This window comes from Streptomyces sp. NPDC048825 (assembly GCF_043198355.1).
Lineage (GTDB): Bacteria > Actinomycetota > Actinomycetes > Streptomycetales > Streptomycetaceae > Streptomyces > Streptomyces xiangluensis.
In genome coordinates, this window is record NZ_JBICUR010000020.1 from 113,324 (window position 1) to 127,248 (window position 13,925).

Genomic DNA, 13,925 nt, shown 5'->3' on the forward strand with positions numbered 1-13,925 from the left:
CGCGGCCTGGAGACTCGGGGCCAGGTCAGGTCGAGGACATGCCGCCGAACACCGACACGATCGAGTCGTGCGCCTCGTCGTCCGGGTCGATCGTCCCGCCCACCTCGGGCACCCACAGCGACACCCCGTAGTGCACGAACAGCGGGAAGGTGTTGCCGAACCGGGCGCCGCAGAAGGCCCGCTGCAGCTCGCCGATCACTACCGCGCAGAAGCCGCGCCTGGGGGCCGGGCGCGCTGCCCGAGCGCACGGTGGCGTGAAGGCACCGGTAGGCGGTCACCGATCGGTGGATCAAGTCCCAAAGCTCGAACACAAATTACACACATTCCCTCTCCAAAACCGGCACTCATGGTCTAGATTGACCGTGCTTCAGCTGATCGGACACGAGGCGATCAACAAGGATCTATACGTCCGGCACTACGGAAAGCCAGCAGTCGCGTCCCCGGATCCAGAGGTGGGGGTAAGCCCGAGAGGGGGCTTTGGGTGCGGGGAGCACCCGAGGTTTCGACGGGCTCCCGCGCACCTCGAGAGTCTGGCAGGACATGCGAGTCCAGTGCCACCAGGGTGGGTTGTTCAAGTAGCGCTGAGGTAGCCGGGACGTCATGCGCGGGGGGTGGGGGCCTCCCGAGGGAGGAACAGCGCGGCGCGGGAGGCGGGGGCCTCCCGAAGGGAGGGACTGTGCGGGGGGGCGGGGGCCTCCCGGGGGGAGGAACCGTGTTAGGCGATCACGTCGTACCACTGGGGACCGGGGGGGTTCTGTGCGGCAGGGGGGAATAGTCGACCCTTTTTCGTCAGCGCGCGGGAGTCTGGCGAACGGGGCAATCAGCCGGCCCGCGATCGACTGGGAGCAGCGGTACCGCCGTACCGTGATCACCAGCGATACCGTGGCCACCGCCTTGGTGGTGGCGGCGATCGGCAACTTCTTCGGGGTCCGGGACGCGGCCAACTGGCACGAGAAGTGGGTGATTCTCGCATTCGGCACCGAGCTGCTGGTGCTGGGGGCGCTTGCGGTGAGCCGGTCGTGGTCTTCGGCCGTGCTCGGCCAGGGCGCCGAGGAATTCCGCCGGCTCGGACGCTCACTGTTCACGGCGACCGTCGTACTGGCGCTCGGCGGAATCGCCCTCACCTCGCGCAACATCAAGCTCTGGATCTTCGTGGCGATCCCCGCGATCGCGCTCGTCACCATGACCGTGCGGTATCTGCTCCGCCTCCGGCTGCACAAGCAGCGGAAGGAAGGACGGTGCCTGAGACCGGTACTCGCTGCCGGGAGCCCGGCCACCGTGCGCGACCTGATCAGCCGAACCCGCAAGTTCCCGCACCTCGGCTGGCGGGTGGACGGGGTGTGCACGACGGACGGGCTCGGGCTCGACGGTGACCACCTGGACGGAGTGCCGGTCGTCGGCCGACTGGCGGACGTGGCCAACCACGTCCGCCGCGACGGCTACCGTGTCGTCGCGGTCACACCGGACCCGCACTGGTCACCGGACCGGCTGCAGCGGCTGGCCTGGAACCTCGAAGGCAGCGACGCCGAGATGGTCGTGGCCCCCGTGCTGATGGAAGTGGCCGGCCCGCGGCTGCACGTCGACGCGGTGCTCGGGATCCCGCTGCTGCGGGTCAGCATGCCGACCTTCACCGGGGGCCGCCGGGCGATCAAAGGCGTCGTCGACCGGATGGGCGCAGCGATCCTGCTGATGCTGTTCGCGCCGCTGATGCTGTTCGTCGCGCTGCTCGTGATCGTGGACAGTCGTGGTGGGGCGTTCTACCGCCAGCGCAGGGTCGGCAAGGACGGCCGCGAGTTCACCATTCTCAAGTTCCGCACCATGGTCGCCGGGGCTCACGGGGTACGTGCCGAGCTGGCCGACCTCAACGAGGGCGCAGGCCTGCTGTTCAAGCTCCGCCGGGATCCGCGGGTGACCCGGGTGGGAGCAGTGCTGCGCCGGTACTCGATCGACGAGCTCCCGCAGCTTTTCAACGTGCTCAACGGATCGATGTCGCTCGTCGGTCCGCGGCCTCCGCTACCGGAGGAGACCGCTGCGTACGGCCCGGACATCCGGCGGCGGCTGCTGGTCAAGCCCGGGCTCACCGGCCTGTGGCAGATCAGCGGACGCAGCGACCTGCCGTGGGAGGAGGCGGTCCGCCTTGACCTGCGGTACGTGGAGGACTGGTCGCTCGCCCTGGACGCAGTGATCTTGTGGAAGACGCTGCGTGCGGTGCTCCACGGGCAGGGGGCCTACTGATATGCGCGGGGGTCGTCGTCCGGACGGACGACGTGCGGACCGCAGGCCGCAAGGGCCTGCCAGGGGGAGGAACGGGTCATGAGAGTCAGCGTTTTCGGGCTCGGCTACGTGGGCTGTGTGTCGGCCGCATGCCTGGCCAGCATGGGTCACGAGGTCATCGGGGTGGACGTGAACCAGGTGAAGGTCGACCTGGTCAACGACGGCAAGGCCCCGGTGGTCGAGGAGAGGATCGGCGAGCTCATCGCCGAGGTCGTGCGGACCGGAGCGCTGCGCGCTACCGACGACGTCCGCGAGGCGATCATGAACAGCGAGGTGTCGCTGGTCTGCGTGGGCACGCCGTCGGAGCCCAACGGCAGCCTGTGCACCACGTACTTGGAGCGGGTCACCGAGCAGATCGGCGCCGCGCTGGCCGAGGGGGCCAAGCAGGGGGGCCGGCACACCGTCGTGTTCCGCAGCACCATGCTCCCGGGCACCTGCCTGAACCTGCTGGTACCGATCCTGGAGAAGTACGTCGGCGGCACGGCCGGAGTGGACATCGGGGTCGCGGTCAACCCGGAGTTCCTGCGCGAGGGCACGAGCGTGCGGGACTTCTTCGACCCGCCCAAGACCGTCATCGGCGAACTCGACCCGGCAAGCGGCGAGGTGGTGGCGGCGCTGTACGACGGACTGCCCGGCGAGGTGTTCCGGGTGCCGGTCCCGACGGCCGAAGCGATCAAATACGCGGACAACGCGTTCCACGGCCTCAAGATCGGCTTCGCGAACGAGCTGGGCGCGGTGTGCCAGGCACTCGGGGTGGACTCGCACCAGGTGATGGACGTGTTCCTGGCCGACCGCAAGCTGAACATCAGCCCCGCCTACCTGCGGCCCGGCTTCGCCTTCGGTGGCTCCTGCCTGCCCAAGGACCTGCGCAGCCTGGTCCACGCGGCGCAGCGGGCCGACGTCTCGGTGCCCATCCTCGCCCACGTGCTGCCCTCCAACTCCGACCATCTGCAGCGCGCGGTGGAGCTGGTCGAGCGCACCGGCAAGCGCCGGGTGGGCCTGTTCGGGTTGTCCTTCAAACCCGGCACCGACGACCTCCGCGAGAGCCCGCTCGTCGAGCTGGCGGAGAGGCTCTTCGGCAAGGGGTACGACCTGCGGATCTACGACCCGAACGTGAACCTCTCCCGGCTGCTCGGCGCGAACCGCGAGTACATCGAGACCCGGCTGCCGCACCTCGCGCAGCTGCTCGCGGAGTCCGTCGGCGAGGTGCTCGAGCATGCCGAGGTGTGCCTGGTCGGAACCAGGGATCCGGCTGTGCTGTCGGCGCTGCCCCATGGCGACGGCCCGGTGATCGTCGACCTCATCCACCTTCCCGACGCCGAAGCGCGCCGGGCCGAACCAGGGTACGTGGGCCTTGCTTGGTGACACATCGTTTGATGAAACAGCCGGCGGCGACCAGCCGGCCCGGCGCGCGCTGGTCCTCGTGGAGAACCTGTCGGTGCCGTTCGACCGGCGAGTGTGGCAGGAGTGCACGACGCTGCGCGACGCGGGCTGGAAGGTGCACGTCATCTGTCCCCGGGGGGAAAAGCGGGACACGGAGCCGGAGGCGGAGATCGACGGGGTGCGGATCCACCGCTACCCGTTGCGCGCGGCCACCGGAGGACCGGCCGGCTACCTGCGGGAGTACGGATCGGCGTTGTGGCACACGGTCCGGCTGGCCCGCAAGGTCGGCCCGGTCGACGTGGTCCACGCCTGCAACCCGCCCGACCTGCTGTTCCTGCCGGCACTGTGGCTGAAGCGGCGCGGCGCGCGGTTCGTCTTCGACCAGCACGACCTGGTACCCGAGCTGTACCTCTCCCGGTTCGACCGCGGCAAGGATCTGCTCTACCGCGCCGTGTGCGCGCTGGAGCGGCGGACCTACCGGGCCGCGGACGTCGTCCTCGCCACGAACGAGAGCTACCGGAACGTCGCGATGCGCCGTGGCGGCCGGCGGCCGGAGGACGTATTCGTGGTGCGCAGCGCGCCCCAGATCGACCGGTTCCAACCAGTGCCTCCCGAGCCGGAGTTGAAGCGCGGCAAGCCTCATCTGCTGTGCTACCTCGGCGTCATGGGCCCGCAGGACGGCGTCGACTACGCCTTGCGCGCCCTCGCGAAGCTGCGCGACGAGTTCGGGCGGACCGACTGGCACGCGGTGTTCGTCGGCTCCGGCGACGCCTTCGACGCGATGGTGGAGCTGTCCCGACGGCTCGGGCTCTCCGAGCAGGTGCAGTTCACCGGGCGCATACCGGACGCCGACCTGGTGCGCTACCTGTCCACTGCGGACGTGTGCCTTTCCCCCGACCCGCGCAATCCGCTCAACGACGTGTCGACCATGAACAAGGTCCTCGAGTACATGGCGATGGGCCGACCGATCGTCTCGTTCGACCTCCGGGAGGCACGAGTCTCCGCCGGTGACGCCGCTGTCTACGCGCCCGCCAACGACGAGGCCGAATTCGCGGGGCTCATCGCGCTGCTCCTTGGCGATCCGGACAAGCGGGCCCGGATGGGCAAGATCGGCCAGGAGCGGATCAGCGGGGAGCTTTCCTGGCGGAACTCGCAAGCGTCGCTGCTCGCCGCGTACGCCGCTGCCTGCCGTGACCACACTCCGGTGTCGGCGAGCGACCAGGTCCGCACAGGGAAGAGGCAGCACCGTTGAACGAAGACACGATCCGCCTGGCCACGATCGGGCGGATTCTCCGTCGACGGTGGCGGCTTCTCGCCACCCTCGCCGTGGTGGGCGCACTCGTCGGCTACGGCGCCTCGGTGGTTTTCCCGCCGCGGTACACGACGTCGGCATCGGTTCTGCTGCCGGGGCAGTGGGAAGAGCGCGCGCTGCTGACTCAGGTGGATATCGCGACCAGTTCGACGGTGGTCGACCGCGCGGCCGCCAAGCTCGGCTGGCCGGGCGTCAGCGGCGCCGAACTGCGGGATCAAGTCAGCGCCAAGGCCGCCGACGGGAACATCGTCAAGATCTCGGGTACGGCCGACACCCCGGAGCGCGCGCAGCAGCTCTCCGACCAGCTGGCCCAGCAGTTCGTCGGATTCGCCGCGCGGATCGCAGGCGGCAGCACCGACTCCGAAGTGGTCACAGGGCCCGAGGCGCTGCGGCAGCAGGTGGAGGAGACCAACCGCCGCATCACCGACCTGGCCAAGGCGGCCGATCCGGGGCGGAGCGTGGAGAGCGTGCAGGCCCGCACCTCGCTCGAGAAGCTGCGCACCGCGCTGGAGGAGGCCATGACGCAGCTGGACCAGGCCGACCCGACGACCAACATGGCCGGCATGGTCGTCATGGGTCCGGCGGCCCGGCCGACCGGCGAGGCGCCGCCGACGAGGATGCAGCTCATCGGCGCCGGGGCACTGCTGTTCTTCCTGCTCGCGGTCATCGGCCATCTCACTGCCGCACGGGTGAATCGCCGACTGCGCACCGACCCGGAGATCGCGGCGGCGCTGGGCTCGGCGCTTCTTGGCACCGTCGACGTGCCTGATGAACAACGCGCGCACCAGCCGGAACACCGTGGCCCACGGGCCTCGATCCGCCGACTCCTCGGCATCGACACCCGCTGGGACATACCGACCCCGCAGAGGTCCGGCGACGAGGCCGGCATGCGGATCCGCTACCGGCGGGTGTGCACTCGCCTCCGGGACCAACTAACGGCCCCCCGGCGGCTGCTGGCTGTCGTGCCGGAAGGCGACGAGATCGCCCGCCTGGCCGCCCAGCAGCTCGTCGCCGAGGCCAAGGGCGATCCGCTGCTGCGGGTGGTGGAGGTTTCGGTGGACCGGCCGATGGTGCCGGACCGCGGCACCGAGTCCGGTGCCCTGGTCGTCCTCAGCGCGGGCAGCTGGACCACGGAGGAGCTCGCCGGCATCGCCGAGGCGTGTGCGGACGGCGGGCATGACGTCGTCGGCATCGTCGTCGCCGGCCCGGTCCGGGCCCGTCCCACGCGGTCTGCCGATGATCCTCCGGACGACGCCACCCCGGCGCTCGCGGTTCGCGGCCACGCGACGGGAGGTTCAAAGTGACGACGAGCACGGCTTCGGAGTCGTCGGCAGCCACTCCACTCTTCGACCTGCAGGCGCTGATGGTGTCGGTGCGCAGGCGCCGCCGCCTCTGGAGCTCCATGGCGCTCCTGGGACTGCTGGTCGGCGTGGCGGTGGCGGTCCTGCTGCCGCCGCGGCCGACCGCGGTGACCAAAGTGCTGGTCGCACATAAGGAGGACCAGCCGAACGACACCGGAACGCTGATCCGCACCGACGTCGCGCTGCTGGGGACCACGCGGATCGCCGGCAAGGCCCTGGAGTCCCTCAAGTCCCCGGAAAAACCCGAGGACTTCATGGAGGACTACCGGGGCACCGGCTTGACCAACAATCTGCTGCAGATCGAAGTGACAGGTGACAGCGACGCGGAAGCGGTGGCCCGGGCCAAGGCACTGGCCGATGCGTTCGTCGCGGACCATGTGAAGCGGATGCGGGAAACCGCGAAGGCCGAAGCCAAGGCCCTGCTCGACCAGCGTGACCGCATGCGAAACGAGCTCGCCCAGGTCAACAAGGAGATCGGAGACCGATCGCCGGAGAGCGACCCGAAAACGTCGGCGAGCATCGAGTCGCTCTTCGCCCGCCGGGCCGAGCTCAACTCGCGAATCGCCGACTTCGACCAGCGCGCAGCGGAGGCGCGCACCGGCACGCCCAAGATCATCACCGGCACGCAGATCGTGGACGACCCCCGCGCGGTGCGGCACTCCCTGCCCAAGGCCGCTGTCACCAACGCCGCGATCGGGCTCGTCCTGGGGCTGGTCCTCGGGCTCGCGCTGGCCGCGGTCGGCGCGGTGGTGGCGGACCGCCCCGTGCTGCGCCGGGACATCGCGGCGAACCTGGGCGCCTCGGTCATCGCCGAGCTGCCCCGCCGGTCGGGCAAGCTGTGGCAGCGCCGACGGACCAGGGCGGCACGCGAACGGCTCACCGTGACCCTGGCCCGCACCGTGCGCGGCTCCGCGGAACCGGTGTCGCTGCTGGAACTGGGCTGTGCGCGCAGCACGAGCGTGATCGCCCTGAACCTCGCCGGGGCACTGGCGGCGGAGGGGCCAGTGGTGATCATCGATGGTCTGCCCGGCCCGCAGCTCGCGCGCCGCCGCCAGAAACCAGGAGGCCCGGCCGTGGTCAGCGGCGAGCATGCCGCGGCCGTGTCGCAACAGGAGCGCCGGATCGGTGTCGGCTCGGTCGCGCCCGGCACTGCGTGGACCGACCTCCAGTACCTCGGCACCCAGACCGTGCTCGTCGTGCGTGCCGGGCACGGCAGCGCCGCATGGCTGCACACCGTGGCGCGGCAGCTCGCGGACCAGCGCATTCCGGTGATCGGTGTGGTGCTGATCGACCCCGATCCGCGGGACCGGACCGACGGCACGCTGTGGGACGGGCTGAACACCGCGCTGCGCGGCCGGAACGAGGTACCGGCCCGGCAGAACGGCACGGGCGGGCGGCGGACGGAGCGGCTGGCGGTGCGGGCCGCACTGGGCCCGGACAACGACGAGGAGGCGCGGTAGGACATGTGTGGCATCGCAGGCACTTACCGATGGCCGGACGGGAAGGTCGTGACCGACCGGCTCACCGATACCCTCGCCCACCGCGGTCCGGACGGGGCGGGCCGGTACGGCCACCGCGTCGGTGACGGCGAAGTACAGCTCGGGCACCGCCGGCTGGCCATCATCGACCTGTCCGAGACCGGCGCCCAGCCGATGGTCTCGGGCGGCCTGGCGCTTACGTACAACGGCGAGCTGTACAACGCGCCCGAGCTGCGTGCCGAGCTGGCAGCCGCCGGGGTGCGCTTCCGCGGTACCTCCGACACCGAGGTGCTCCTTGAGGCCTGGCGGCGCTGGGGCACGGACTGCCTGCCCCGGCTGCGCGGCATGTTCGCGTTCGGGATCTTCGACGAGCGAACCGGTGACCTGGTACTCGCCCGCGACCAGCTCGGCATCAAGCCGCTGTTCCTGCTCCGGCGCGGTGCCGGCCTGGTGTTCGCCTCCGAGCTCAAGGCTCTCGCCGCCGCGACCGGCGGGTCGCTGCAGGTGGACCATGCGGCGTTGGTGGCCTCGCTGCTGTACTACTGGGTGCCGGACTCACGCTGCGCGTTCCGCGAAGCGGAGAAGCTGCCGCCGGGGAGCTGGCTGCGGTGCCGGCCCGACGGCCGGGTGGAGCGCGGCCGGTTCTGGAACCTCCGGGATGTCGCCGCCGAGGGCCGGGACCGGGCCCGGGGCGGCGAGCAGCCGGATGTCGCTGCCGTCGTCGAGGAGTCGACTCGGCGCCACCTGCTCTCCGACGTACCCGTGGCGACCTTCCTCTCCGGCGGTCTTGACTCCAGCTACCTGACCGCGCTGGCGGCCCGCGACCGACCCGGGATCTCCGCTTACACGATCGGGTTCCGCGCCGAGGACGCCAAGTTCGAGGCGATGCCGGACGACCTGCGCTACGCCCGGCAGGTGGCCGAGCGGTTCGGCGTCGACCTGCACGAGATCGAGATCGCTCCGAATGTGCTCGACCTGCTGCCGCAGATGACCTACCACCTGGACGAGCCGATCGGCGACCCCGCCGCGATCAACACGTTCCTGATCTGCTCGGCCGCCCGGGAGGCCGGGGTCAAGGTGATGCTCTCGGGGATGGGCGCCGACGAACTGTTCGCCGGTTACCGCAAGCACCTGGCCAACCTGCTTGCGCTGCGCTACCAGCGCGTCCCGCGGCCCCTGCGGCGGGGCCTGTCCAGGGCCGTGGACCGGCTGCCGGTCGCCACGGCCCGCCGGGGGTACCGGTCGGTGCGCTTCGCGAAGCGGTTCCTCTCCTTCGCCGATCTGCCGGAGGAGACCGCGTTCCGGCGCAGCTACACCATGTACGACCAGGACGAGCTGCTCGCCCTGGTCGATCCGGACCTGGCCGGGACGGTCGAGGACGTGCTGACCGAGCATGCGGACATCTACCAGGACAACGACCTCGACGACTTCGTCAACCGCATGTGCCTGGGCGACGCCCGGATGTTCCTGCCGGGCCTGAACCTCGCCTACACGGACCGGTCGAGCATGGCCGCGTCGACCGAGGTGCGAGTGCCGTATGTGGACGTCGAGGTGGTCAAGGCGGCGTTCGCCGTGCCCGGCGATCGCAAGATCGTCGGACGGCAGGGCAAGGCCGTCCTCAAGGAGGCGGCCACCTCGATCCTGCCCCGGGAGATCGTGTACCGGCCCAAGGGCCTGTTCAGCGCCCCGCTGCGCGCCTGGATGAGCCGGGATCTGGCACCGCTGGTGCGCGAGGTGGTGCACGACGGCGTGCTCGTCAATTCCGGGATCCTGCGCCGCGACGCGCTGGCGCGGATGGTCGCCGAGGACGCCGCCGGGCAGCGGGACTTCTCCAAGCATCTGTGGCATGTGCTGACCCTCGAGTACTGGTATCGCGGCGCGACCTCTGGCTCCGGCCAGAGCCGGGCGGCTTGACGGCGTGGAAACAAGAGGAGCTCGGGTGAAACAGGTTGTACAGAACTACAAGAGTGGCGAGCTGGCGCTGCTCGACGTGCCGGCGCCGGGGTGCAAGCCGGGCGGTGTGCTGGTCCGGAGCGCCTACTCGCTGATATCCACCGGGACCGAGCTCATGAAGGTGTCCGAGGCCGGCATGTCGATGGTGGGCAAGGCCCGCTCCCGGCCGGACCAGGTGGCCAAGGTCATGCAGAGCGTGGCCACCAACGGGGTGCCCGCCACCTACCGCAAGGTGATGGGCAAGCTGGACTCCTACACGCCGCTGGGCTACTCGCTGTGCGGGGTGGTCGAGCAGGTCGGCGCCGGCATCGAGGACGTGAAGGTCGGCGACCTCGTGGCCTGCGCCGGCAACGAGCACGCGTTGCACGCCGAGCTGAACTGGGTTCCGAAGAACCTCTACGCCCCGGTGCCGGACGGCCTCGCGCCGCGGCACGCGGCCTTCGGCACCGTCGGATCGATCGCGATGCAGGGCGTCCGCCAAGGCGAGTCACAGCTCGGCGAAGTGGCACTGGTCATCGGCCTCGGGCTGATCGGGCAGCTGGTGGTGCAGCTCCTTGCCGCCTCGGGAGTCCGCGTCGTCGGCGTCGACCCCGACCCGGTGCGCTGCGAACTGGCCGAGCGTCTGGGCGCCGCGGCCTGCGGCGATCCCGCGTCCGCGGCCGTCGAAGCCACCGTCGCCGAGCTCACCGGCGGTCACGGCGTGGACCAGGTGTACCTGGCCGCCGGCGGCGGCAGCAACCAGCCCGTCGAGCTGGCCGCCCGGCTGAGCCGGGACCGCGGCCGGGTCGTCGACATCGGCAAGTGCCGCCTGGACCTGCCGTGGAACGCGTACTACGAGAAGGAGCTCGACGTCCGGTTCTCCCGCAGTTACGGCCCCGGGCGCTACGACCCGGAGTACGAACTGGAGGGCCGGGACTACCCGATCGGCTACGTGCGCTGGACCGAGCGCCGCAACCTGGCGTGCTTCCTCGATCTCCTCGCCCGCGGCAGCGTCGACGTGGAGCCCTTGATCTCCCACATAGCCGACTTCGATGACGCCGTGGGGACGTACCAGAGCCTGAAGGACGGCGACCTGAAGGCCGTGGCTGTGCTGTTCCGGTACCCCGGCCCCGTTGAACACACAGCGGAAGCGGGAGAAGCGGGGGCCTCGGCGGTGGCCGTGCCCGCGGTGAAGCGACCCAGCGGCTCAGCGTCCACGCCGGCCCGAGCCGCCAAGGCGCCGGTGCGCCTTGCGTTCGTCGGCGCGGGAAACTACGCGACGTCGATGCTGCTGCCGCACCTGGCACAGCGCGACGGCGTCGAGTTGTCGACCGTCGTCACCACGACGGCGCTGTCCGCGGCCAACGCGCAGCGGAAGTTCGGCTTCGCCGAGGCGACCACCGATCTCGACGCCGTGCTCGGCGACAAGTCCATCGACGCGGTGTTCGTGGTCACCCGGCACAGCTCGCACGCCGAACTGACCCGCAGAGCGCTCCTTGCCGGCAAGACGGTGTTCGTGGAGAAGCCCCTGGCCCTCACCGAGGACGAGCTGGCCGGCGTGCTCGCGGCGGTGGAGGAGTCCGGCAACGACCGGCTGCAGGTGGGCTTCAACCGCCGGTTCGCGCCCATGCTGCGGGAGGCCCGGCAGCGCTTCGGCACCCGGACCGGTCCGGCGAACCTCCGCTACCTGGTCAACGCGGGCCGGCTGCAGCACGGCAGCTGGTATCTCCAACAGGGCACCGAGGGCTCGCGGTTCGCGGGAGAGGGCGGACACTTCATCGACACGGCGAGCTGGCTGCTCGAGGCCGACCCGGTCTCGGTGTACGCGGTCGCCACGTCCGGCAACGAGGACCTGCAGGTGGTGCTGCGCTACCCGGACGGGTCCACCGCCACCATCAGCTACGTCACCACCGGTGCGCCCAGCTTCCCCAAGGAGACGCTGGACCTTGTCGCGGACGGCAGGGTGCTGCGGCTCGACGACTTCGTCCGGGCCAGTGTGTACGGCCGCAAGCGGTGGGTCAGCTCACGGCTGCCCAAGGCCCGGGACAAGGGCCAGAACGCCGAACTGGCGGCGTTCATCAAGGCCGTGCGGACCGGCGGGCCGATGCCGGTGCCGCTCGAGTCGCTGGTCGCCACCACGGCGGCCACCCTCGCCGTGCAGGCCGGCCTGGCGGGCGGCGCGCCGGTGACGCTGGCGAGGGCGCAGTGACGATGAGCGCGGGCTGGTACCTGCGGCGGCTCTCCCGGATGGGACCGCGGGAGGTCGGCGGCCGGGTCGGGGACGCGGTGCGCAGGCGGCGGTGGCGGTCGGCGCGGCCGAACTGCCCGAGCGTGACCGACGCCCGGTTCACCGCGGTACTGCCCGCCGGGACGATCGCCGCGATACCCCCGGACGCCGCGAAACGTCTCATCGCCGAGGCGGACCGGCTGATGTACGGGCACGACGAGTACTTCGGGGTGGTCCGCGACGACCTGACCGACCCGGACTGGTGGTGCGACCCGAAGACCGGGCGCCGGGCTCCGTGGGGCTATGCCTTCGACGTGCCGTACCGGAACGAGGACGCGGTCGGGGACATCAAGCAGATCTGGGAGCTGTCCCGGCATCAGTACCTCACCCAGCTCGCCGCCGCCTACGCGATCACCGGGGACGACCGGTACGCCGAGCGAGTGGCCGAGCACCTGCGGTCGTGGTGGACGGCCAACCCACCGCTGCGCGGCGTGCACTGGATCAGCGGCATCGAGCTGGGCATCCGGCTGCTGTCCTGGGTGTGGATCCGCCGGCTGCTCGACGGCTGGCCGGGCGTGGCCGGTCTTTTCGAGGGCAACCCGGTGGCGCTGAACCAGATCTGGCACCACCAGCGCTGGCTGGCCGCCTTCCCCAGCCGGGGGTCTTCGGCGAACAACCACGTCATCGCCGAGGCCGCCGGACAGTTCGCAGCGGCCTGCGCGTTCGGGTGGTTCCCCTCCTCGGCGCGCTGGCGGGCCGGCGCGCTGCGGTCGCTGGAGCGGCACCTGCGAAGCAACACCTTCCCTTCCGGCCTCAACCGCGAGCTGGCCACCGAGTATCACGGACTTGTGCTGGAACTCGGCCTGGCCGCGGTGGCCGAGGCGGATGCCGCAGGCAGGCCGGTCCCCGCGTCCATCCGGCTGGTGCTGCTGCGGATGACCGACGCGCTCGCGGCAGTCGTGGACAGCCGGCTACGGCCGCCGCGCCAGGGGGACGCGGACGACGGGCACGGTCTGGTCCTGGACGGCGCGGGCACCGACCGCTGGGCCTCTCTGCTGGCCACCGGGGACGCCGTGTTCGGCCGGCTCGCCTGGTGGCCGGCGGTGACCGGCACCGATGTGCGCACCCCGCTGCTGGCCGCGCTCATCCGGCCGTACGCGAAAAATGGAACCGCGCCGGCCGTGACCCGCCCGGCTAGCCGACCGGCCCACTTCGCCGACGCGGGCATGACCATCCTGCGCGGTCCGGAGGAGATCTGGTGCCGCTGCGACGGTGGCCCGCACGGCTTCCTGTCCATCGCCGCGCATGCCCACGCGGACGCGCTGTCCGTGGAGGTCCGGCACGACGGGGTCGACGTGCTCGCCGACCCGGGGACGTTCTGCTACCACGGGCAGCCCGAGTGGCGGCAGTACTTCCGCTCGACCCTCGGCCACAACACCCTGCAGCTGGACGGCGGTGACCAGTCCGTCTCCGGCGGTCCGTTCCTGTGGACCCGGCATGCCCGCAGCCGCGTCCTGGCCGTGGACACATCCGGCACCTCCGACGGGGGGACGGTCCGCTGGTGTGCCGAGCATGACGGTTACCAGCCCTCCGTGCACCGCCGCCGGGTGGAACTGACGGCCGCGCGCCAGGAGTTGAGGGTCGTCGACGAGGTCCGGGGCCAACAGGGCCCGCGCCGGGCCGTGCAGCTGGCGTTCCACCTCGGCCCCGCGATCGCCGCGGACCTGGCGGACAACCGGGCCGTGCTCACTTGGACCCGGGACGGCGAGGACCGCTCCGCAGTGCTCGACCTGCCCGGGCAGCTGAGCTGGCGGGCCCATCGCGGCGAGTGTGACCCGCCGCTGGGCTGGTACTCCCCCGGCTTCGGGCGCAAGGAACCCGCCACGACGCTGGTCGGCACCGGCTTCGCCGACGGCGCGGAGGGGTTCGTCACCGTACTCAGGTTCCAAGGCTAGGGG

At 71.0% G+C, this 13,925-nt stretch carries 9 protein-coding genes; 8 read left to right on the top strand and 1 reads right to left on the bottom strand.

From position 1 onward, the window contains the following. Positions 1-25: 25 nt before the first annotated feature. Positions 26-199: a hypothetical protein gene (locus ACGFNK_RS37100; protein WP_393423191.1), complete on the bottom strand. Its 174-nt coding sequence runs from the start codon at positions 197-199 to the stop codon at positions 26-28. 557 nt (positions 200-756) lie between these two features. On the opposite strand from ACGFNK_RS37100, the gene ACGFNK_RS37105 reads away from it, so the two are divergent. From ACGFNK_RS37105 to ACGFNK_RS37140, 8 genes are all read left to right on the top strand, one after another. Beyond that, positions 757-2,235, top strand: coding sequence for a sugar transferase (locus ACGFNK_RS37105; RefSeq protein ID WP_393423193.1), 1,479 nt, complete (start codon positions 757-759; stop codon positions 2,233-2,235). Positions 2,236-2,313: 78 nt separating this feature from the next. Continuing rightward, complete coding sequence (locus ACGFNK_RS37110) at positions 2,314-3,639, top strand: nucleotide sugar dehydrogenase (RefSeq protein WP_393423195.1); 1,326 nt, start codon at positions 2,314-2,316, stop codon at positions 3,637-3,639. Next, positions 3,629-4,909 (top strand): glycosyltransferase family 4 protein, encoded by a 1,281-nt coding sequence (locus tag ACGFNK_RS37115; protein WP_393423197.1) that lies wholly within the window; start codon positions 3,629-3,631, stop codon positions 4,907-4,909. Before ACGFNK_RS37110 ends, ACGFNK_RS37115 begins: the two co-directional genes overlap by 11 nt. After that, entirely contained in the window at positions 4,906-6,273 is a 1,368-nt protein-coding gene (locus tag ACGFNK_RS37120) for a Wzz/FepE/Etk N-terminal domain-containing protein (RefSeq protein ID WP_393423199.1), read from the top strand. Before ACGFNK_RS37115 ends, ACGFNK_RS37120 begins: the two co-directional genes overlap by 4 nt. Next, positions 6,270-7,790, top strand: a complete 1,521-nt coding sequence (locus ACGFNK_RS37125; protein ID WP_393423201.1) for a Wzz/FepE/Etk N-terminal domain-containing protein — start codon at positions 6,270-6,272, stop codon at positions 7,788-7,790. Before ACGFNK_RS37120 ends, ACGFNK_RS37125 begins: the two co-directional genes overlap by 4 nt. A 3-nt stretch (positions 7,791-7,793) precedes the next feature. After that, complete coding sequence (gene asnB, locus ACGFNK_RS37130) at positions 7,794-9,722, top strand: asparagine synthase (glutamine-hydrolyzing) (protein WP_393423203.1); 1,929 nt, start codon at positions 7,794-7,796, stop codon at positions 9,720-9,722. 25 nt (positions 9,723-9,747) lie between these two features. After that, positions 9,748-11,949: a bi-domain-containing oxidoreductase gene (locus ACGFNK_RS37135; RefSeq protein ID WP_393423205.1), complete on the top strand. Its 2,202-nt coding sequence runs from the start codon at positions 9,748-9,750 to the stop codon at positions 11,947-11,949. After that, entirely contained in the window at positions 11,946-13,922 is a 1,977-nt protein-coding gene (locus ACGFNK_RS37140; protein WP_393423207.1) for an alginate lyase family protein, read from the top strand. Before ACGFNK_RS37135 ends, ACGFNK_RS37140 begins: the two co-directional genes overlap by 4 nt. Positions 13,923-13,925 lie beyond the last annotated feature (3 nt).

Coding starts and splice junctions, on each gene's coding strand:
- ACGFNK_RS37110 (WP_393423195.1), top strand. CDS start 2,314: ATGAGAGTCAGCGTTTTCGGGCTCGGCTACGTGGGCTGTGTGTCGGCC.
- asnB (WP_393423203.1), top strand. CDS start 7,794: ATGTGTGGCATCGCAGGCACTTACCGATGGCCGGACGGGAAGGTCGTG.